Raw genomic sequence first — 21172 nt, 5'->3', positions numbered from 1 at the left:
TTCATATATTCCATAAAAAGGTTGACGATATTGATAGACCTGTTTATGCTATTCATGGATTTACAAATATTTCAAGGAGGCGTTTGTTTGAAAGTAAAATTTCTACCACAAGCTTTTCTAGCTGCAACGTTACTCATTTCTTTGGGAGTCGTCAGCCCGGCAATCTCTCATGCTGAGAAAGGGGGGAAAATCCCTGACCAAATGTTAGCGGGTACAATCATCCAATATGATGAGAACAATAACATGGTTGTATTGGAAAAAGGAACTCCAGTACCTGAACAGCAAAAATCTAAAGCTGCTATTGCCCCACTTACTGCTGAACAACAGGTTGAGCTAGAAAAAGAAAAACAACAGGATAAAGAGATCGAAGAAGCAACCAAATCACTGCCGGTATATCATATTGATAACCCTGATCCTCAGCCTGGTTTAAAAGTTATTTATGACGGCGAAGGTTTTATCAAAGATATTATCTTGCCTGATCAAAAAGAAATCAACTGGGACTTATACATACGGAGAATACGATAATAAAAATTAAAAATCGTGGAACATCTAGTGACTATGTTCGAGACACAGGGAGTTTATTATTTAGGTAGCACTTCTCAGAAAAATCAGGAAGTAGGATGCGGCGTATATTATTATGATTTCACATCGAAAATCAAACCCCCATCTTTATACAAAAGGAAGGTTTCATCAATAAATTCATGCTGCTGAACAAGTAATTGTACTGATTGTCGCCATGCCAAAGAGCCGGAAAAGAAGATTCTCTCTCCGGCTTTCTTTATCTAATACCCATCACTAAATCTATTGCGGAACCTCTCTCACAGTTGTACCTTTGTACGCTCCTCTATTACTAGCTTAGCCAGTAGAGCATTTAGTGTTTACTTAGAAACTGTATCCGTATTAGTCTATTCCGTAATAACAGTTGTTTGATCGGGTGTTGTTGGCGCATTAATAGGTGCAGGGTCAGAAGCAGGACTTCTTGCACAATCCCTTAAAATCCAAGATAGGGGAAAGGGAATTACGATAAACTTGATGTAGACAGGATACTCCATCACAAGCAACTCTTAATTCCCAGCTTTAACAGTCCCCGCTGGAGCATGTGATAGGCATAATGACTAAATGGAGCTGGTATTATCTATAATTCATTCACTTCAATATTTTTCATTGTACTTGCTATAATAATTCAAATTACAATACGAAAATTGGAGCCTCGGATAAGTAAAAGCACAATGTTGAAAGTGAGAATTGCAATAACAACAATAGTTCTTCTTATTGGAATCGTGTTGTATATAATTGACCCTCAGTGGTGGATCGTGATTGCTTTTGCAGTATTTTTCTGTATACTGCTTGTTATGCTTTTTGTAAATTTTTTGAAAAGACGAAGTAAATCACATTGATTTATGATTTCCTACTCATCGTTTAACAAGAGCTTTCGGGACTGACCCCCATTTGTGAGAAAAAGACAAGACACCCCGGCCCGTATACCATTTTGAAAACCCTGCCCCACAACCTGGACTAAAAGTAACTTATGATGGTGAAGGTCTTATCAAGGACATGATCCTGCCAAAAGAAAATAGACTGTCTTCGGATGTTTATGGACTTAATGCATTGCCACACGGAACACGAAACCCAGCTGGGGATTACAGATACGGAGCATCTAATAATGTAATTTCTATTAGTGGAGACAAGCATGGCTCTGTTATAGGCACAGGGAGAGGAACCAACTTCACGGACGAGCAAGGTGAGAATGAAAATACTCTCCGAAGAGGTGACTGTACAACAAAAGGAGCCATTGATAATCCGGAGTTTGGGACAATAATTCGGGTAAGGAATACTGATAGGGATATAGTCCACGAATTTACGAAGGCCGATAATGGGTCTCTTCCAGATGCAATCATTGATATTTGGAAAACGGGTGTAGAGGATCTAGGTTTAACATGGCATTCGTATACTTCATTTTTAGGTAGATACTCCTATAATTTCTAATATCTTTATAGCAAAAAGGATAGGGTATCGTGTCCTATTCTTTTCCTTTTCGTTATCATCTTCAGTTTGATTCATCACTTATCTCAGAAAGGATGCTTCGTTTTGAGAACAAGCAGCTACAAATTTTTTAGAATCTTTATACTTTCCCTGCTCGTGCCAGCTTTATTGTCATCCTGCTCCCCTTCTTCTACCCCACCAGCAGAATCTGCTGTACCCCAAAAGACCCAATCAGGGGAAAAGACAGCTCTAGCCGGTCAGGGCCAATATCTATCCATGACCTATACAGAATATGTGAATGGGAAGAACACAGATCAAGGCATGGTTATGCGAGTTATGACGTACGACTTAAGCAGTAAAAAAATAACCAAGCTGGCTGATGTTCCGTATACCTCTCAATACCCGCTTTCTGTGGTATCCTTGCCTGATCACAAAATTTATTATTCTGCTGATGTCGGTGATAAGGGAGACCAATTATTTTCGTATGACTTGAATACCAAAAAAAACGAACAGCTTACCGATAATTTGTTTGCCATCAATGATATCGTACCAACCACTCCGGATGGTCCCCTTGTTCTGGTTGCAGTCAAAAAAGGAGAGCGGATACTTAAGACTATGTTCTATAATAAAGCAACCCGTACCATGCAAATTATGCATGATGAAAATCAGGATGATACTACCACTTGGTCTATCACCTATAATCCAGCCAAAAAAACAATTTACAGTTCACAGTATTCAGATAAGGAGCACGAGAAACAAAGAATCCTCTCAAACCGAACACAAACCATCATGGCCCCTCCGGACAACAAGGTTACAGAAATCAATAGCGTCACCAAGCAAGAACGCTCTATCATCACACTGAAAAAAGAGAAAATATCATCAATGTCCAGCAGTAATGATAAACTACTTCTCGTAACTACCAATCTAACTAATCACAGCAAACCCGAGTATAGTCTGGTTGATATTGCAACAGGTAAACGTACCAAAATAAAGTTGCCTATTTTAACCCGCCAATTTGTCTATATGTCCCCCGACGGCAAGGGTGTCTACTATTTGGGTAGCGCCTCTGAGAAAAATGAGGAGGAAGGGCGCGGCGTATATTATTATGATTTCACATCGAAAATTCAAACCCCCATCTTTATACAAGAAGAGGGTTTCATCAATAACTTCATGCTGCTGAACAAGTAATTGTTCTGATTAGCAACATGCCAAAAAGCCGGAAAGGAGCAAGTTTACGCTATCTTTCCGGCTTTCCTTATCTGTTTAGTGTTTACTTTGTAACTTTAGCCGGATGATACCTCTGCAGTAGCCTGCGCCAAGAAATCATTAAGCTTTGCAGCCAGACCAGATACAGCTTCCTTAGCTGCTGCCTGTGCTGCATTCTTGTTTGGCTGGTCAGTAGCCAGTAGCGCTTTTGTTTTGGCCTTATACTCTAGATATGCCTTCTCAATTGCAGGGCCTTAACTCTACTTAGGATAATACGATACTCCAATCCAAGACCACTACAGATATTAGAGTTTCTGAACATTTTATGGTAATATCAAACTATCAGCTGAAATTTATTGAGGGAAACAAAAAGATGGCTAAAAGTAAACTTATTCTCTTTATATTGTTTTTTTATATAGGCTGGACAATTAAGGAGCTAACATTCCATCCAAAAATAACTGATTTGGAGCTTTATTTGATATCCTTCTTGATAAAAATGATTTTTTGGATTGGGCTGGTGGTCATTTATTTCGTATATATCGATCGAGTAAAGTTGCAACAAATCATTGACTACATAAAATTAAAACAAAATATCATCAAGGGAGTATTTACTGGCGGAATTATTGGATTATTATTGGTAGCAATCGAGGTTACTATCTTTAATGGTTTTAGATTGGACATAGGAATCAGATGGATCATTACACCGTTAACTGCATTTTCTGAAGAAGTAGTGTTCCGGGGATTCGTTATGAATAAACTAAGAGACCATCGGGTAAAAGGATATAACTTTATACAAGCCATACTTTTTATGGGCATACACTTTCCAATAGGTATTATTTCAGGATATTCACTTCTTAACTATGTGACCATATTTCTCGTAGGATACATTCTTGGATTTATATATAAAAAGACTTCTTCGATATGGGCTCCAACGATTGCACATAGTGTCTATAATATTCTTATTTATTTAAGGCAATAAATATACCTATTCCTTTTAGTGCGTCAATCCTTTATGTTTTTACCGATGAGTTATTGAACCTGGAGAAAATGAAGTTATAAAAGAATTAGCCTTATTAGTAGAAGAAGTTAGCACGTTCGTTACGACTGTGAAGCTTAATGTTTGGATTATACCGTTTAAAACTCCCTATACAATATCCAACGGACTATTATTATGAATTTATATAGAGCTAACGTGAACAATAACTCAATAAACATGAACAGACGGTAGCCGATTAAAGTGACTGCCGTTTTCTCAACTAACAGGCTGAAATCTAAATTTATTCATTGACTATTTTTAAAAATTGATTTGTTTCTAATTTTAAAGCATTATATGATGGTTTCAGACATCGATGTACTTTAAAAAGAAAGCGAAGAAAATATGAAGACTAAAATTGAAAAAATACCGTCTTGTAGAATTGCATACATGAGACAGATTGGTCCTTATGGGATTGCAAATTCGCAACTAATGGAGAAATTTAAATGTTGGGTTAAATCGAATAAATTATTTAATAAGACGTCTATTATTCTTGGTATTGCCCAAGATAATCCTGCATTTGTGAAACCGGAAAATTGTCGCTACGATGCATGTTTGGTTCTTCCTGATGATTACTGTGCTAATACTGATGAAGTAAACTTGAGCAACATTAGTGGAGGAAGATACGCTGTTTTTAAAATAAATCATACAGCTGAAGCTGTTCAAAAGGCTTGGACTGAGATATTCCTGGAGTTGGAAAATCAAGGGTTCAGCTTAGATGATACCAGACCTATCTTGGAGCGATATACAGTTGAACTTATTAATAATCATTATTGCGAAATTTGCGTTCCGGTTCAATAGACGTATTAAGGCATAGGGTTGTTTCTGTTATTGAAGGCAGTCTAATACTAATTCCCTTTTATAAAAGTAAAAGCCCTCTGTTTAGAGGGCTTTTGTGTATACAGTATATAATTTGTTTGTTGCTGGATAACTACGGATTTTATTTAAGGGAAGCTATAGCTTTATTTATTTGTTCTAGTTCAGTCTTATATTTAGATATGGAACTCATGCATTTAGACATACTCATGCTGTACTCTTACTAGAATCTGGAGCTACTATTAAATTTGTATCGAAACGATTAGGTCATAAGACCATTAAAACCACAGCAGTCACATACTTAGACATCACTGAAAAAATAAAAGAAGACGAACTTAAAAAGTTCGCCTCCTATACTAAAAGGAAATCCGAGTCGGCACAAAATCGGCACGACTCCGGTTTAACAGCTTAATTACCGCTAGTACCTTGTCTCACCAAGGCTTACCGCATTTTAACCGATAGAACCTTCCATTTCGAACTTGATCAAACGGTTCATTTCTACCGCATATTCCATCGGCAGTTCTTTGGTGAACGGCTCGATAAAGCCCATAACGATCATCTGTGTAGCCTCTGCTTCGGTCAGACCACGGCTCATCAGATAGAACAGCTGATCTTCCGATACTTTGGACACCGTTGCTTCGTGCTCAAGCGTGATATCGTCATTCATGATCTCATTATAAGGGATTGTATCCGAAGTTGATTGATTATCCAAAATCAACGTATCACACTTAATATTCGATTTTGCACCTTGAGCCTGACGGCCAAAGGAAGCTAATCCGCGGTATGTTACTTTACCACCGTGCTTACTGATCGATTTGGATACAATGGTGGATGTAGTATCTGGTGCCAAGTGGATCATTTTCGCACCAGCATCCTGGTGCTGGCCTTTGCCTGCAACCGCGATGGACAAGACCATCCCTTTCGCGCCACGGCCTTTCAATACAACGGCAGGATATTTCATTGTCAGCTTGGAACCGATGTTTCCATCGACCCACTCCATCGTTGCATTTTCTTCAGCAACCGCACGTTTGGTTACCAGGTTGTAGATGTTAGGCGCCCAGTTCTGGATCGTTGTATAACGAACGCGTGCGTTCTTCTTACAAATGATTTCCACCACGGCACTATGCAACGAGTTCGTGCTGTAAATTGGAGCTGTACAGCCTTCTACATAATGCACAAAGCTATCTTCGTCAGCAATAATGAGCGTACGCTCAAATTGACCCATATTTTCCGAGTTGATACGGAAGTAAGCCTGCAATGGAATTTCACATTTTACACCTTTAGGCACATAGATAAAACTACCGCCTGACCATACCGCACTGTTCAGTGCTGCAAACTTATTGTCCGCAGGAGGTACAACTGTTGCAAAGTACTCTTTCAGAATCTCAGGATGCTCACGCAACGCCGTATCGGTATCCATGAAAATGACACCCTGCTCTTCTAGATCCTTTTGCATGCTGTGGTAGACAACCTCGGATTCATACTGTGCGGATACACCAGCCAAAAACTTTTGCTCCGCTTCAGGAATTCCCAGCTTATCAAAGGTTTCCTTAATTTCTGTAGGAACCTCTTCCCACGTTTTCCCTTGTTTTTCGGAAGGTCTTACATAGTACTGGATATCATCGAAATCCAGTTCATCCATGTCTCCGCCCCATTTTGGCATTGGCATTTTTTCAAATTGCTTCAATGCTTTCAGACGGAACTCCAACATCCAATCCGGTTCACCCTTAATTTTGGAGATTTCTTTTACAATTTCCGGAGTGAGACCCTTACCTGTTTGGAAAATGGACTTGTGCTCGTCACGAAAGCCATACTTATACTCTTCCATTTCCGGTGCTTTCTTGGCCATGTTTCTCAAACCTCCTCTGTCCTATTTAAATTATTTATCTTCGTCAATCCCTTTGCGCAGCGCATTCCAAGCCAAAGTCGCACATTTAATGCGGGCCGGAAACTTGTTAACGCCTGACAAAGCTTCCAATTCTTCATAATCTTCAAATTCGACAGCTTCGCCCTTCATTAAAGAAGAGAAACGACTCGCCATATCCAAGGCCTGATCAATCGTTTTACCTTTGACCGCTTCTGTCATCATCGAAGCCGAGGACATACTAATCGAGCAGCCTTCGCCAGTAAAACGGGCATCCTCGACTATGCCGTCTTTCGTTTTGAGTTGAAGGGATATCCGGTCACCACACGTAGGATTGTTCAAATCCACCGTAACAGCATCGTCCTCAAAACGTCCGCGATTGCGCGGATTTTTATAATGATCCATAATCACGCGTCGGTACAAGTCATCAAGTTGCATCGCCAAAATACTCCTTTGTTTGGATTAAGGCGCTGACCAGAGCGTCGATATCTTCTTCTGTGTTATAGAGGTAAAAGCTGGCACGGGCAGTTGCACTGGCTTTCAACCAGCGCATCAGTGGCTGGCAGCAATGATGGCCCGCACGTATGGCTACCCCTTGGCTATCCAATACGGTAGCTACATCATGCGGATGCACATCATCCAGGTTGAATGTTACGAGCCCAACATGACGTTCAGCAGGTCCGTAAATCGTCAAACCCTCTACTTCCCGAAGGCGTTTGAGGGCATAGTTGGATAGACTGCTCTCATGCTGTGCAATGGCGTCCAGTCCGATACTTTCCAGAAAATCAATAGCCGCACCCAGGCCGACAGCTCCAGCAATAATCGGGGTACCACCTTCGAATTTCCAAGGTAGTTCCTTCCATGTGGATTCATACAATCCCACATCGTCGATCATTTCACCGCCAAACTCAATGGGCTCCATATTTTCCAGAAGCGCCTTTTTGCCGTAGAGTGCACCAATTCCTGTAGGAGCACACATTTTGTGACCAGAGAAAGCATAAAAATCAGCATCTATATCTTGCACGTCTACTTTCATATGTGGCGTGCTTTGCGCACCGTCGACAACGATGACTGCCCCTTTGCGATGTGCAATAGCAGCAATTTCTTTGACCGGATTTACAACACCAAGTACATTGGAGACATGTGCAATTGCTACAATTTTTGTGTTTTCTGTGACGGTTGTCTCCACGTCCGCAAGATCAACGCTACCGTCCTCTTGAAGCGGAATATATTTCAAAGTCGCACCAGTGGCTTTGGCTACCTGTTGCCACGGAATCAGGTTACTGTGATGTTCCATCTGAGTGATGACAATTTCATCACCCTCCTTACAGTTAGCTCTCCCGTACGAAGAAGCCACCAGATTCAGCGCTGTTGTTGTACCACGAGTAAATATGATTTCCTGACTGCGCTTGGCATTCAAAAAGCGGGCTACCTTCTCCCTCGCACCTTCATAAGCATCCGTAGCTCGGCTACCCAAGGTATGCACACCACGGTGCACATTCGAATTATCTAATTCATAGTAGTGCTTGATTGCCTCGATGACCGCCAGTGGCTTTTGCGAAGTGGCCGCATTATCCAAATAAACCAGCGGATGACCGTTAATCTCCTGATGTAAAATCGGGAATTGTTCACGGATCAATGCAGTGTTCATTGGCCTAACTTCCTTTCAACAAGGCTTTGCAGCTGATGTTGAAGTCCTTCAAGCGGAATTTCAGATACGACAGGTGCCAGGAAGCCATAAATAATCAACCGTTCAGCTTCTGCCCGGCTAATTCCGCGGGACATCAAGTAATACACTTGCTCACGGTTCACCTGACCAACCGAAGCTGCGTGTCCTGCTGTTACATCGTCTTCATCAATTAGCAGGATTGGATTAGCGTCACCACGTGCTTGCGGGCTGAGCATCAGAACACGTTCCGTTTGCTGACCATCTGCTTTGGTAGCGCCTTTTTCAATTTTCGTAATTCCGTTAATGATGGAAGATGCTTCTTCACGCATAACTGCGCGCGTAATCATCTGACTTGCGGAATTTTTACCAAAATGTTGTGCTTGTGTCGTATAGTTCAGCTTTTGTGAACCGGAACCTACAGCAATAACCTTAGCATCCGAGTTGGAACCATTGCCTTTGAGCACGGACATGGTATTGCTCGCTGTATTGCCGTTGTTCATTTCGCCTACAATCCATTCGATAGCAGCGTCATTTCCCAGCGTGGCACGACGAATGGAAATATCCGTTACTTGCTCTCCAAACTGATGCACTGTGGCATAGCGTACTTTAGCGCCTGCATTTGCAACCACTTCTACCGCACCGTTATGAAGAACAGGTGCCGTCAAATCTGCAGATACATAGTTGTCTACGTACGTTACTGAACTATGGTTTTCAGCGATGAGCAGCACATGCGGCGCAAATGTTGCAGTCGCATCATCCGTGAGGAACACAGCTTGAAGTGGAACGTTCAATTCTACATTTTTAGGCACATAAGCAAATACTCCACCGTTCCAGAGTGCTGCATGCAGTGCAGACAATGAATTTTCTTCTGCTTTAATAACAGTATTCAGATGAGCTTTGACCAAATCGCCATGCTCTTTAACCGCCGTTTGCAAATCTGTGAAAATGACGCCTTGCGCCGCCAGCTCCTCGCTCAGCTTCACGTATACCGCTCCGGAGTTGCGCTGTATAATCAGACCGCCCTCCTGCTGTTCTTTGACGAGATCAGCAATAGCTGCAGGAACCTGCCCTACCGATGCAATGACCTCGCTCAGTTTATGTTGACCGTAATCGTTTAAACTCCAACGCTCGATTTTTGTTTTTTCAAATACCGGAAGCTCCAGTTGGCCTGCAAGCTCAAGTGCTTTTTGTCTGTCTTCAGCCAGCCATGCTGGCTCACCATTACGTTCGGACAGAACACGCAGTTGCTCGGAATCTACCGGAAGGATTGTTTGTGTTGTCATCAGTTTTCCTCCTCGCTTCCGGCTTACGCCTCTTGTCCTACAGTTTCATCAACGATACCCAGTTCTTCCTTGATCCAGTCGTAACCGTCCGCTTCCAGACGCTCTGCAAGCTCAGGACCACCGGATTTAACGATACGCCCTTGCATCATTACGTGTACAAAATCTGGTTTGATGTAGTTCAACAGACGTTGGTAGTGAGTAATCACAAGGAAGCCACGATCTTCAGAACGCATAGCATTTACACCGTTAGCTACGATTCTCAAAGCATCGATGTCCAGACCGGAGTCAATTTCGTCCAGAACGACAATTTTCGGATCAAGCATCATCATTTGCAGAATTTCATTCCGCTTTTTCTCACCACCGGAGAAACCTTCGTTCAGGTAACGGTGAGCAAACTCAGGATTCATTTCAAGCTCTTTCATTTTGCCTTCCATTTGACGGATAAACTTAATCAGGGAAATCTCTTGTCCTTCTTCACGGCGCGCGTTGATTGCACTACGCAAAAAGTCGGAGTTTGTTACCCCTGCAATCTCACTTGGATACTGCATCGCCAGGAACAATCCTGCACGTGCACGCTCATCCACTTCCATATCCAGTACGTCTTCTCCATCCAAAGTTACTTTGCCATCTGTGACTTCATACTTAGGATGACCCATCAAAGCAGACGCAAGTGTACTTTTACCCGTTCCGTTAGGACCCATGATGGCATGGATTTCTCCGCCCTTCATTTCGAGGTTAATACCTTTCAAAATTTCCTTGCCTTCGATGGTCGCTTTGAGACCTTCAATCTTAAAGTTTGTAGCCATATTCGCAATACCCTCCAAAAAATGTAGTGTGGTGTCGAAATCAGAAAGTATATTTAAACAGGGGAGCCCCCTGATTTCAAGCAAATGTAATATTTAAAAATTTATTTATAATCATTCTAAACTGATTCTCAATGATTCTCAAGTTATTTTATAATAAATATCTTTAAGGGTGCAACCAACAGACGCACGTTATCCACCTTTCTTCATAAAATGTTCATCCTATCAAGCGCACAAATGACAAAATACATCCTGCGAATGATTATATCGTTATAGTGTAGTACAAAAAACCATGAGATATCATCATCTCTTTTAGCCATAAAAACGCTACTGACAGCATGACGTCAGTAGCGTTTTACATGTAGGGGTTTCATATTCGTCAAACTAAACCTTGTGCGATTGAGCCAAAACTTGACGAGTTAGCCCAAATAAGAGCGGAGCATCCACATATGTTTCTCCAGATCGGCTTTAAAGCCGATCAGCAAATCTGCAGTAGGCTGATCGGAATTGCTTTCCGCCATTTCGATCCCTTCTTGAAACTCCTCACATACAGTCGCAAAGTCCTCAATCAGGGTTTGTACCATTTTTGGTGCATCTTCATTGCCAGTGGCCTCGTCAATTGAGGACAGTTCCAGGTATTCCTTCAACGTTGCGGAAGGAGAACCTTTCAAGGCGAGCAGACGCTCGGCAATCTCGTCCATTTTTAATGTTATTTCATTGTATAATTCTTCGAATTTGACATGGAGTGTATAAAAACTGGAGCCCTTCACGTACCAGTGATAGTTATGAATTTTTACATATAACACATTGAGGTTAGCGACTTGACGGTTTAACAGTTCCTCCACCGATTTGGTTTGCGTATTTTTCGAGTTACTTGTTGTTTTAGCCATCATAAATCCCTTCCTTTTTATCAAATTGACTTTCAGAAGCCTTTAAGTATCCATCACCGTACTGTTGACGGTAAGACGCCAGCGGGTAGTTGAATATCACCTGCCGGACGTCTGTTTCATATTTACCCTTTCAATACAGAGACGAAACAAAAAGAAGAGTTGCCTTCGCTTCTAATTCATCATAAAAAAAATGTACAAATATTCAGTGATTTTCGTTATACTTGTTCTATCCTATCAAAATACTTGGTTTAATATTGTGATATTGATCAACCATTTACATGTGCACAATTTACGGAGGTGACCTCATTGTCCAAATATCATCCTTTAACGACTGAAGAAGCAATCGAATTTGTGAAGAACATCCCCGGATTTTTTAGTCAGGAAGCTCATCTGGAATGCCGAGAAATCGGTGATGGCAACTTAAATCTGGTTTTTCATATTAAGGATTCCAACTCTAACAAAAGTATCATTGCCAAGCAGGCACTTCCCTATGTAAAAATTGTGGGTGAATCCTGGCCGTTGTCGCTGGATCGCGCCCGTATTGAACGCGAGGCACTTCAGCAGGAACACCAGCTTTGTCCCGAATTAGTTCCTGCAGTTCTGGGCTATAACGATGAGCTTGCGTTAACCGTAATGGAGGATCTTAGCTCCCACACTATCATGCGCAAGGGGCTAATAGAAGGCAACACATATCCTCTTTTTGCTAATCATATCGGGGAATTTCTGGCACGCACACTCTTTTTCACCTCAGATTTGGGCATGAATCAGCAGGATAAAAAAGAACTGGTCAAACGCTTTATCAATCCTGAACTTTGTAAAATAACTGAGGATCTGATTTTGGATGAACCGTATCGTTTTTCCGATAATAACAACTACGGTGAGTACATCGAAGACGAAGCAGAGGCACTCCGTTCAAATCAGGCGCTTCACCTGGAAGTGGCTTTACTGCGAGAAAAGTTCATGACACGAACAGAAGCGCTTCTGCATGGTGACCTTCATACTGGCAGCATTTTTGTCACGACTGAATCGACTAAAGTCATTGATCCTGAATTTGCCTACTACGGTCCCATGGGGTTTGATATCGGAGCGGTTATCGCCAATTTGCTGTTGAACTATGCAGCACAGCCTGGATGGACTTCTGGCGAAAAGGAGCTAAAGGAACGACGTGACTGGCTCCTGGAGACTGCCATGCAAGTATGGGAGCAGTTTGAGAGCAGGTTCCGTACACTGTGGGACGAGCATGTCACCGATCATTTGGCACGTACAGCCGGGTATCAGGATTTGTATCTCCAGAAAGTGCTGCAAGATACGATTGGTTTTGCAGGTTGCAAAGTGATCCGCCGGATCATCAGTCTGTCGCATGTGGCGGATATCGAAACTATTGCCGATCCTGACATCAAGGAAGCCGCGGAACGTCTGGCTTTATCGATCGGAAAAACCCTGGTTCTACACAATCGTGAGCTTCATTCGATCCGGGAACTAGGAGACATTGTTCGGACAGCGACAGTGACCCAAACTAAAGGAGCATCAAGAGTATGAGTGAAAATAAGGAATCTCTCCCTGCATCCTCCCGAAAATCAGCTGTATCCAGACAGGCTCTGTCATCGCTGGTGTGGAAGGGTAACCACTTGTCCATGCTGGATCAGCGTCTACTGCCTGAAACGATAGTCATGCTGGATTTGTTCACAACTGAGGAAGTGTGGGATGGCATCCATGCCATGAAGGTACGAGGTGCCCCCGCTATTGGGATGGCCGCAGCCTATGGTGTTGTGCTGGGGACTACCTCCTATCGCGGCACCGACGCTGCTGGATGGCTGGAGCATGTACACGCGGTATGCGGGCATTTAGCCACCTCACGGCCGACGGCTGTGAATCTGTTCTGGGCTCTGGACCGCATGAAGAAGCGAGCCGGCGAACTCATCACAGAGGCTGAGGGAGGCCAGATCGAAGACTGGAATGCAGGGCTGGAGTGTGAAGCTATGGCCATTCAGGCAGAGGATGAAGAAGTCTGTCGCCAAATCGGCATCCATGCTTTACCTCTGTTCGAGGACGGGATGGGCGTGCTTACTCATTGCAATGCAGGCGGCTTGGCAACAGCTAAATACGGGACAGCACTCGCACCAATGTACCTTGCACAGGAGAACGGCATCCATCTGAAAGTATTTGCTGACGAAACTCGCCCTGTATTGCAGGGTGCACGTCTGACCGCCTTTGAGCTTCAGCAGGCAGGTATAGATATCACCCTGCTCTGTGACAATATGGCAGGCATGGTCATGGCCAAAGGATGGGTGCAAGCTGTCATCGTCGGCACGGATCGAGTCGCTGCTAATGGGGATGTAGCCAACAAAATCGGCACCTACAGCCTGGCTGTACTGGCGAAGGCGCATGGTATCCCTTTTTATGTTGCTTCGCCGTTATCTACCATTGATTTGAAGACTGCCACAGGTGCAGATATTCCGATTGAGGAGCGCCCTGCGGAGGAAGTGACCGAGAGCTTTGGCAAAAGAACTGCCCCGCAAGGCATTAAAGTCTACAACCCAGCTTTCGACGTTACACCTCATGAGTACGTTACCGCCATCATTACCGAAAAAGGAATTGTGCAAGCCCCTTTTAACGAGAATCTCACCGCTTTGTTTGCAGATTAATCGTTCTTACAGGTCATACACTTCGTATAAAATTCAAATGGTTCTACCCGATAAAATGAAACTTCTCATAGAAAAAACCGGAGCCGTAGCGCCCGGTTTTTTAATTTTTTGCTTTATTCAATAACTATTTCTAAGCTTCTTACACCAGTTTCAATAGTGCCTCATAACCTGGCATCCCCGGCTTAATTCCAAGTTCCTCGGCTTCCGTCGTCACCGACTCCATCGGTGCCTCTAACAGTTCCTTCAGCGTCTTTACCCCCACAGCTCGTGCAGCCAGAATTTTCCGATCGGCCAGCCGTTCATTAAGCAATCCGACATCCAGCGCACCACACATGATGTAACCACGGGAGTTAGAGATCGTCAACAGCGTTGTTTTTGGCAGTTTGACCTCAACTCCGATAAATGTATGCTCACCCACTTGAATAGGTTCCATGTGTATCATGGTGATTTCATGCACCTCCTCTTTGTTCATCCGGGATATTTTATGCGGCATTTGCGGGTAAGTGTGGACACCCGTGGATACATTCAAAATATTAGAGGGAGATATATGTACAGCAAAATAAGCGATATTAAAAAGACCAGACGGATTTTTTCCATCTAGTCTCTGTCATCATCGTTAATGGTCTAGGGTTACGCTCTATTCAAATTTCTTTAAGTACTGTGGGGGTACAAGATCAGCAAGCCAAACACCATCGTTAGCTTTATAAAACCTCACTTGATTAGCTAATGCCTTTGCTGTGTCTACTTCGAGGATCACTAGTTCTCCAAGTCTTTTGCCTGCTAAAATGGCAAACTCAACGGATTCAGACAGATGTAATACTTTCTGCCCATTGGCTTAATTCCTTCAGTGAAAATGTTATGAATTACCTTTGTGTTTGTACCGTGATAGAGAATCGTTGGTGGAGTGGCTTCCTCATAATTTAATCTGCCCGCACTGTGCCCATAATTAGCTCTTATGTACCCATTAACAATCTCATATCTTTGTTTGGGACAATGGCCTACTACTTGCTTGATATCCGACTCCCTGACATTTGACCATCTATCCTCTGATCTTATTCCCCGAAGCAGGTCTTGAATGTCACAATAACCCTCATGATCCAGCTCAAGACCAAACTGTTCTGGTGTATGCCTAAGAATCTTACTCATAAATTTGCTTAGGCTCTCTTCTTGTTTTGGCGTTAACATGGTATGCTCCTTCTAAAATCGTCTCTTAATTCTAGGGTGGATAAAAATTTTCCTCTTTAATCAGATAGATTGCAATGAAAAAAGCTTACTCTCATTTTATTATCAATGGAGCATGCTCGGTTCGTATTCCTGAAGCTACTTTATGATTCAAATGTCATCTTGTCAGGAAATATACCACCTTCTTTAACGAAGCAACGTACCATCCGCTGTGCAGCCCTATCAAAATAAAATTTGTTTGAATGATTCGAATCTGGTAAAGGTTCAATTTCAGAGAACAGCTTAGTATCCTTGTTTAATTGAATTTTCCCCATAGTGTGTTCGTTTGGACCATATTTATAAATAACTACTGTATCATCTTCATGTTCTTTAAAAAGTAAAACAAATGCTCCCATTATAAAATCTCCTCTATTCTATTTCCCATGGACGACCCGACCTTACCGCAGCGTTATGAGCAGTCTCATAGTCTGTTTTAAATATACCCTCAAATCTAGATTCAAACAATTCATGGTTAAGCAAATCCATATCTTTTTCTGTTTGTATCCCTTTTTGTAATCTATCCCATGCTTGAGCTATTTCGTAATCAGAATGAAATCTGCCATAACCACTTGATTTTATGTGTTCTTTTATGAAAACGTGTTCTTTGATTCTTTGAATCCTACTTTCCTTCATTCCAGAATTTTCAGCTATTGCTCTTACATCACTATCTGAAGCTCTGATTTGATCATACATCTCATCTGCTTCAGCTTCTCTACGAAAATATTCATCAATTGAAAGATCGTTTCTCCCACCTGTTTGTACTTCTGTTTTAGGTTCAGATTCTATTGAATTCCGTAAATTGGAACTCGTATTATTCTTCGGAATCTCATACTGAATAGATGGTGTCAAACCAATTTTAGGCTTAATAACTGAGCTGACTCCTCCAAACAGTCCTGCTGTACCGATCATATTAGCCCAGTGTTCCTTTGACCACGCATTGGTAGGATTAAATGCTCCCTGAATCATGCCCGTTATTCCAAATGTACCGAAATTGAGCATGTCATTCCACGAATCGTTTTGTTTAGCTGCTCGTTCCATGTACCCTTGATACATTCCTTTTGGAATACCATACGACATATAATCTAAAAAGCTCCAAACCGAATCAAATTTTTTCTCATACCGTACTGAATTAGCATCTACAAAATCCTGACCTAGTTCAGTTAAGCTATCTACCGATTTCTGGAATGCATTTCGTGTATCTGGAGAAGGAACAGCACATGAATTCGGCGGAGGCGGTAAACAACTTGCATCAATATTACCTGCTTCCATCAGGTCCGCTAATCTGAATTTATCTGCATGGTGAAGTAACTCCCTAGCAATAGAATCCATCAGGGTAACAAAGTCATTCATATTCTTCTGAGAGGCCTGGAAGGAATAGTAAAAGTGCTCTTTAGTCAGTCCTTCCCACAATTGTCCCATAGATGAAATTTGTTGTACTAAATTGCTGTTCATTTGAGTTGTCGTTTGCTGTGCTAACTCAAACTGCTTGGAGACAGTCATAAGTTGCTCAGGTGTCACTTTAATAGTTGTCATAGTTTACCTCTAGTCATGAGTTCGTTATGACATAGTAACACTATTCCGATTTATGGAAAATAAACTTAATTCCTAATTGTTATATGAAGGAAAGCGTTTTTGTAACTTCTGCCTTCTGCAATTTGTTTGTCTACAAATGGATCTCTTCCAAAAGTAGTTTTTCTTCGATCATAGACAGTTTTTGCATGAAAAAAGTGAAAACCGGACTGGTAAGGGGGTATCCCTATCCGTTCCGGTCCTATTTTCCTTCGTTACAACACAGTTTGTTTCTCGTATTTTTCAGTCTTACGATCCTTTTAATCACTTTACTGTTATTCCTATAATCATCCCATGAATCCAGACTCAAGTAAGGCTCTGCTTCGATGATATCTTTTACTTTGCTGTGCTGTTGTTCTTGGAATAGCTCGATCATTCGAATTAAATCATTGCGATCCAGCAGCTTCACTCCATTATAACTGGCTAACTGTTCACACGAGCTTGTGTATTTACTTGAAGTAATCACAATAGATTTCTTAGCTCTGTAAAATCGCATACAGCTATACACTTCTTGAACCGCACCCAACCCAACAGGATTGGTGACTGCATACCGTTTGGCCTGAAGGACATTACGGTATCCCTCACGATCTGTAAATACCAAATCTGCTCCAAAATCTCTACTATCTTGTGTCTTATACACATCACTATAACCCAAGCAATTGAACAGCTTGCACAAATAAATTTCAAAATCCTTGCCATCTTCCATACGATCTATCTCACTTATGCCGATTTTGTAAGGATCAATATCCTGCGTTACTTTATATCGCTCTTGGACTTTAGGCTTTTTAAGAAAACGTAACAGCGCCAAAGCAAGTAATACAGCAATGACACCAACAACTATAAATATGTACAACCCTGCTCCTCCTTAGCTATTCAACTCTTTTCCACACTTGCTTATAATACAACAAATAGGTACAACTTCCCATGAAATTTATAAATATAGTGAATTAGAAACAAAAAAGAGCCTAAATAAAAAAGGCAACAGGTAATCCTGCTGCCTTACACCCTATTATTCAGCTTCCGCAATTGTTTTTAAAGCTTCAGTAAATGAATTGTCGATTGACATAATTTCTCCATTAACTTGTTGGCTAAATTGAGATTCCGTAAGTTTATCTTTTCCTGCCGTGTGATTCTTAATAAATTTTATAAGACCTGCTTTCTGTTTTGCAATATCCTTTAAAATTTGGTCACTTTCTCGTTTGTAATTTTTAATACTTTTACTTAGTTCCACCTTCGCCACGCTGAGCTGTTTCTTTAATTTATCGCAATCAGCCTTGGCTTGAGCTATTACTGCTTTACTAGACTTATTTTTCACTTCATTTTTATAACTTGCAGAGGCTTGGTTTAATCTTTGAGTTAGCTCACGAACTTCTGCCCCTAGAACAGCATTAAGCTTTTTTTGTGCAGCTTTAATTTCTTTTACACGATCTTTGTAATTCTCAAAATATATTCTTTCGATTTCACTAGTTGACATAGCTTTTGTAGATGTTGCTGCCAATACTTGTGATGGAATTAAAACAACAAACATGAGCATTAATAAAATAGCTTTCTTCATATGTATCCCCTTATCTGCTAGTATTACAATTATCATAAGGGAAATAAAGGTATGAGTAAATACAATTAAAAAGCATTAGAAGAAAAACTGAATTATTTCTATTTTTTCAATTAAAAAAAGGAGATCGTATGAAGAAATATGGAATAGCAATCTTTATAGTAACTCTAATTGCGAGCATTTGGATACTTAGTAGTTACACTAAAAGTTATACCCAAAACGAAGTATTCAGCTATCTTGTAAAAGCTCAAGGATACAAACCATCTGAAATTTATTCAGTTGAAACTCAAATAGCTAAAGCTCCCTTAGTTAGTACACAAGTTATATTTAAGGACGAAATTAATGCAAGGTATTTTTATAAAAAGGAGCAAGGTAAAATTATTCAGTATAACCAAGCCCCTATTAAAGGAGTAGATGATGGTACTTATAATTATAAACATCATGAAAACAAATAAAAACGAAAGGATCATCCTCAATTCAATGAAAACTACTCAATTGAGGATGGTCTAGGCTACATTTTTCCAGATAATAGACCCATCTGAAGATGTAATCATGCTAGGGGGGTCGTCATGGAGAGAAATTTCAATAAAGGAGCTTTTTCCTTTTTGCAACCATCACGAAAAAACCATAATTCTTCTCTTCCAAATCTAACACCAGCTAAATATGGACCAGTATAATAAAGGAGCAGCGGCGGACACAAAACTTGATAAATATAATCTTGTGGCCGTCCCTGTTGTCATTGAACTAATGTTTCCAGTTAGTTCAATCAATTCTGTTGCCATCGTATATGCTGGTGGCGAATCAGCTCTTCTACATTACTATATCGTCTTTCGTAAGTTTTTGGTACAGGGCTATCTTCTCGTTAGCAAGGGAAATCATGCACTCAAGTTCCTGCCGCTTGGATTCCAGTTCCACCAGATGCTTTTCAAGAATTTCTATCCGTATATGTAAGGCAGGAGTAAAATTAGCGACTTCTTCTCCTTTTTGAATTTTATCCAGTACACATCCGTCACGAGTAAATTCCGTAATCTCCTCAAGCGACAATCCCAATTTTTTTAATCTAATTAAACATTGTATATATGAAACCTCACTTTCGGTATAAATGCGTGTCCTTCCATTTCTTCGATTCGGTTCCTGTAGCACTCCAATTTTTTCATAATAGCGAATGGTATAAGGAGTTAGCCCCGTTCTTTCTGATACTTGACTTATAGTAAGCATTGTTTTTTATGTCACTCCTTTTTTCTAAACCAAAATTTAAAACTATTATACATCTTTAAGTCAACTCGAAGTCGATATTTGCACCTCTAACTTCATTTCAAAAATTTGTGCTTGATTTCTAGTTGACTCTAAATTGTAAGCTAAAGTTGTTAATTGATATACATGAAACATAAAAAACTAAAGATAAAAGGAAATGGTGTCAAACTTATTTTGATGGAGGCATAAACAATGAACAACAAATATTTCACGATTCAACAAGCAGCGGAAGGTATCTGGGGTGCTATTTCGGTACCTGGTAGTGGTTCGCTGGGGAATGCGGCTATTATTGACATTGGGGATTTGACCGTTGTTGTGGACACAACCAACCTACCGCATTCTGGTGCTTTGTTACGTCAAACCGCAGAACAATTAACGAATAAACCAATTAAATATGTGATCAATACCCATTTTCATGGAGATCATGTCAACGGCAATCAGGAATTCATGGAAAGTGATTTTATATCTACCGTTTGGACAAGAGATTTGCTATCTGAAATGGGTAAAGTGAATATTGATCTAATGCAACAAAACATTCAGAAGTTAATAAATAGCCTACATCAAGTACGTTCACAAGAAAAAAATCCGCACATGTTAACCGAAATCGGCTATGATCTTTCCGTGCAGAGAGCCCTGTATGATGCTATCCCTTCCCTTCGTAGGGTGATACCCACGATAACTTTTGACGATAAACTAGTTATAAAAGGGGCAAAACGCACAGTCGAAGTTTTATCCTACGGAGGCGGCCATTCTTTAAGCGATGCCGTTATTTACGTGCCTGAAGAACGAACCTTGATTGCTGGTGATTTAATAACCAACAAGACGATTCCGGTCATGCCACACGGTAATCCATACGCTTGGATACGCATCCTTAGACGCATTCAAAGAGATCTGAAGGTAGATACTGTAATTCCCGGGCATGGAGATGTGTCCACTCCAGATAAAATCCTAGATGTCATTCGCTTTTTAGAAAAAACGATCGCTTATGTGTCTGAAGCTGCGACGAGCGGAAAACCAGAGTCTTACTGGTTAAATGAAGGTGTATTAAATGGCTATGAAGATTGGCATCTAGCTCAGTATTTCAGATGGAATTTTCGCTGGCTCTTCAATACAATGCTTGTTCAAAATAATAGATGAGACACAACTAGCACTCCCTTTAACTCCACCAGATTTACAAGACCAGTTCTGAATGTCAACCCGGCAGCACGTTTGGGTATTTTCAAACGTAATTGGCAGTCTGCTTGTTAGGTTAACCTGCCCGTTAGAATTCCTGTAAAACGAATAATATGGTCTTTGCACAAAAACGAGCGCCTCGGTACGATGGGGTTACGTCACGGGTCAATGCCCTAAAAAGCCCATCATCTAGGAGGTCGCTCTACTATGA

22 protein-coding genes and 1 pseudogene are annotated in these 21172 nt (G+C 41.1%); 10 read left to right on the top strand and 13 right to left on the bottom strand.

Going from position 1 to position 21172, the window contains the following annotated elements; genetic code table 11:
* Positions 1–87 precede the first annotated feature (87 nt).
* The 6 genes from FKV70_RS10135 (at position 88) to FKV70_RS10110 (ending at position 5450) form a co-directional block, all read left to right on the top strand.
* Positions 88–525, top strand: a complete 438-nt coding sequence (locus FKV70_RS10135) for a hypothetical protein (protein ID WP_064796253.1) — start codon at positions 88–90, stop codon at positions 523–525.
* Positions 526–1554: 1029 nt separating this feature from the next.
* Positions 1555–1986, top strand: coding sequence for a hypothetical protein (locus tag FKV70_RS10130; protein ID WP_142612759.1), 432 nt, complete (start codon positions 1555–1557; stop codon positions 1984–1986).
* A gap of 102 nt (positions 1987–2088) precedes the next feature.
* The gene (locus FKV70_RS26520; RefSeq protein WP_244310704.1) at positions 2089–3171 is read left to right on the top strand and encodes a hypothetical protein; all 1083 of its coding nucleotides are present in this window, start codon (positions 2089–2091) and stop codon (positions 3169–3171) included.
* A gap of 391 nt (positions 3172–3562) precedes the next feature.
* The gene (locus tag FKV70_RS10120; protein ID WP_142612758.1) at positions 3563–4168 is read left to right on the top strand and encodes a CPBP family intramembrane glutamic endopeptidase; all 606 of its coding nucleotides are present in this window, start codon (positions 3563–3565) and stop codon (positions 4166–4168) included.
* Positions 4169–4567: 399 nt separating this feature from the next.
* Positions 4568–5023, top strand: a complete 456-nt coding sequence (locus tag FKV70_RS10115) for an AraC family transcriptional regulator (RefSeq protein WP_142612757.1) — start codon at positions 4568–4570, stop codon at positions 5021–5023.
* 187 nt (positions 5024–5210) lie between these two features.
* A complete protein-coding gene (locus tag FKV70_RS10110) occupies positions 5211–5450 on the top strand; it encodes a tyrosine-type recombinase/integrase (RefSeq protein ID WP_142613099.1) in 240 nt (79 codons plus the stop codon).
* A 39-nt stretch (positions 5451–5489) separates the two neighbouring features.
* Here the strand turns inward: FKV70_RS10110 and sufB are convergent, their stop codons facing one another.
* The 6 genes from sufB to FKV70_RS10080 all read right to left on the bottom strand — a co-directional run bounded on the left by sufB (position 5490) and on the right by FKV70_RS10080 (position 11547).
* Positions 5490–6887, bottom strand: a complete 1398-nt coding sequence (gene sufB, locus FKV70_RS10105; protein ID WP_064798183.1) for a Fe-S cluster assembly protein SufB — start codon at positions 6885–6887, stop codon at positions 5490–5492.
* Between the two features lie 30 nt (positions 6888–6917).
* Positions 6918–7340, bottom strand: a complete 423-nt coding sequence (gene sufU / locus FKV70_RS10100; RefSeq protein WP_063213732.1) for a Fe-S cluster assembly sulfur transfer protein SufU — start codon at positions 7338–7340, stop codon at positions 6918–6920.
* Positions 7330–8553 carry a cysteine desulfurase gene (locus tag FKV70_RS10095; RefSeq protein WP_142612756.1) on the bottom strand — a complete coding sequence of 408 codons (1224 nt, stop codon included), beginning with the start codon at positions 8551–8553 and terminating at the stop codon, positions 7330–7332. The genes sufU and FKV70_RS10095 overlap by 11 nt, the downstream gene beginning before the upstream one ends.
* Positions 8550–9854 (bottom strand): Fe-S cluster assembly protein SufD, encoded by a 1305-nt coding sequence (gene sufD, locus FKV70_RS10090; protein WP_142612755.1) that lies wholly within the window; start codon positions 9852–9854, stop codon positions 8550–8552. Before sufD ends, FKV70_RS10095 begins: the two co-directional genes overlap by 4 nt.
* 23 nt (positions 9855–9877) lie before the next feature.
* On the bottom strand, positions 9878–10660 hold the full coding sequence (gene sufC, locus FKV70_RS10085; protein WP_063213735.1) for a Fe-S cluster assembly ATPase SufC: 783 nt from the start codon (positions 10658–10660) through the stop codon (positions 9878–9880).
* A 416-nt stretch (positions 10661–11076) separates the two neighbouring features.
* Complete coding sequence (locus tag FKV70_RS10080) at positions 11077–11547, bottom strand: Dps family protein (protein ID WP_063213745.1); 471 nt, start codon at positions 11545–11547, stop codon at positions 11077–11079.
* 306 nt (positions 11548–11853) lie between these two features.
* On the opposite strand from FKV70_RS10080, the gene mtnK reads away from it, so the two are divergent.
* On the top strand, positions 11854–13086 hold the full coding sequence (gene mtnK / locus FKV70_RS10075) for an S-methyl-5-thioribose kinase (protein WP_142612754.1): 1233 nt from the start codon (positions 11854–11856) through the stop codon (positions 13084–13086).
* On the top strand, positions 13083–14192 hold the full coding sequence (gene mtnA / locus FKV70_RS10070; RefSeq protein WP_142612753.1) for an S-methyl-5-thioribose-1-phosphate isomerase: 1110 nt from the start codon (positions 13083–13085) through the stop codon (positions 14190–14192). The genes mtnK and mtnA overlap by 4 nt, the downstream gene beginning before the upstream one ends.
* Before the next feature lie 139 nt (positions 14193–14331).
* Here the strand turns inward: mtnA and FKV70_RS10065 are convergent, their stop codons facing one another.
* The 6 genes and pseudogenes from FKV70_RS10065 to FKV70_RS10040 form a co-directional block, all read right to left on the bottom strand.
* Positions 14332–14634, bottom strand: coding sequence for a YunC family protein (locus FKV70_RS10065; RefSeq protein ID WP_064798188.1), 303 nt, complete (start codon positions 14632–14634; stop codon positions 14332–14334).
* Between the two features lie 195 nt (positions 14635–14829).
* Positions 14830–15377, bottom strand: a pseudogene (locus tag FKV70_RS10060) (RNA 2'-phosphotransferase).
* A 140-nt stretch (positions 15378–15517) separates the two neighbouring features.
* On the bottom strand, positions 15518–15769 hold the full coding sequence (locus FKV70_RS10055; protein ID WP_142612752.1) for a hypothetical protein: 252 nt from the start codon (positions 15767–15769) through the stop codon (positions 15518–15520).
* A 13-nt stretch (positions 15770–15782) separates the two neighbouring features.
* Positions 15783–16946: a WXG100 family type VII secretion target gene (locus FKV70_RS10050; protein WP_142612751.1), complete on the bottom strand. Its 1164-nt coding sequence runs from the start codon at positions 16944–16946 to the stop codon at positions 15783–15785.
* A 238-nt stretch (positions 16947–17184) separates the two neighbouring features.
* Positions 17185–17835, bottom strand: a complete 651-nt coding sequence (locus tag FKV70_RS10045) for a restriction endonuclease (RefSeq protein ID WP_142612750.1) — start codon at positions 17833–17835, stop codon at positions 17185–17187.
* A 156-nt stretch (positions 17836–17991) separates the two neighbouring features.
* Complete coding sequence (locus tag FKV70_RS10040) at positions 17992–18537, bottom strand: hypothetical protein (protein ID WP_142612749.1); 546 nt, start codon at positions 18535–18537, stop codon at positions 17992–17994.
* Between the two features lie 128 nt (positions 18538–18665).
* Here FKV70_RS10040 and FKV70_RS10035 point away from each other — a divergent pair, with 128 nt between their 5' ends.
* Entirely contained in the window at positions 18666–18989 is a 324-nt protein-coding gene (locus FKV70_RS10035) for a DUF3139 domain-containing protein (protein WP_063208615.1), read from the top strand.
* Positions 18990–19344: 355 nt separating this feature from the next.
* Here FKV70_RS10035 and FKV70_RS10030 read toward each other — a convergent pair whose 3' ends face one another.
* A complete protein-coding gene (locus FKV70_RS10030; protein ID WP_023987566.1) occupies positions 19345–19752 on the bottom strand; it encodes a MerR family transcriptional regulator in 408 nt (135 codons plus the stop codon).
* Between the two features lie 228 nt (positions 19753–19980).
* Here FKV70_RS10030 and FKV70_RS10025 point away from each other — a divergent pair, with 228 nt between their 5' ends.
* A complete protein-coding gene (locus FKV70_RS10025; protein WP_063212957.1) occupies positions 19981–20925 on the top strand; it encodes an MBL fold metallo-hydrolase in 945 nt (314 codons plus the stop codon).
* Positions 20926–21172: the final 247 nt, after the last annotated feature.

This window comes from Paenibacillus ottowii (genome assembly GCF_006874425.1).
GTDB lineage: Bacteria > Bacillota > Bacilli > Paenibacillales > Paenibacillaceae > Paenibacillus > Paenibacillus ottowii.
Note: the sequence above shows the minus strand (reverse complement) of the source record. Positions and strands in the feature narration are given on the sequence as shown.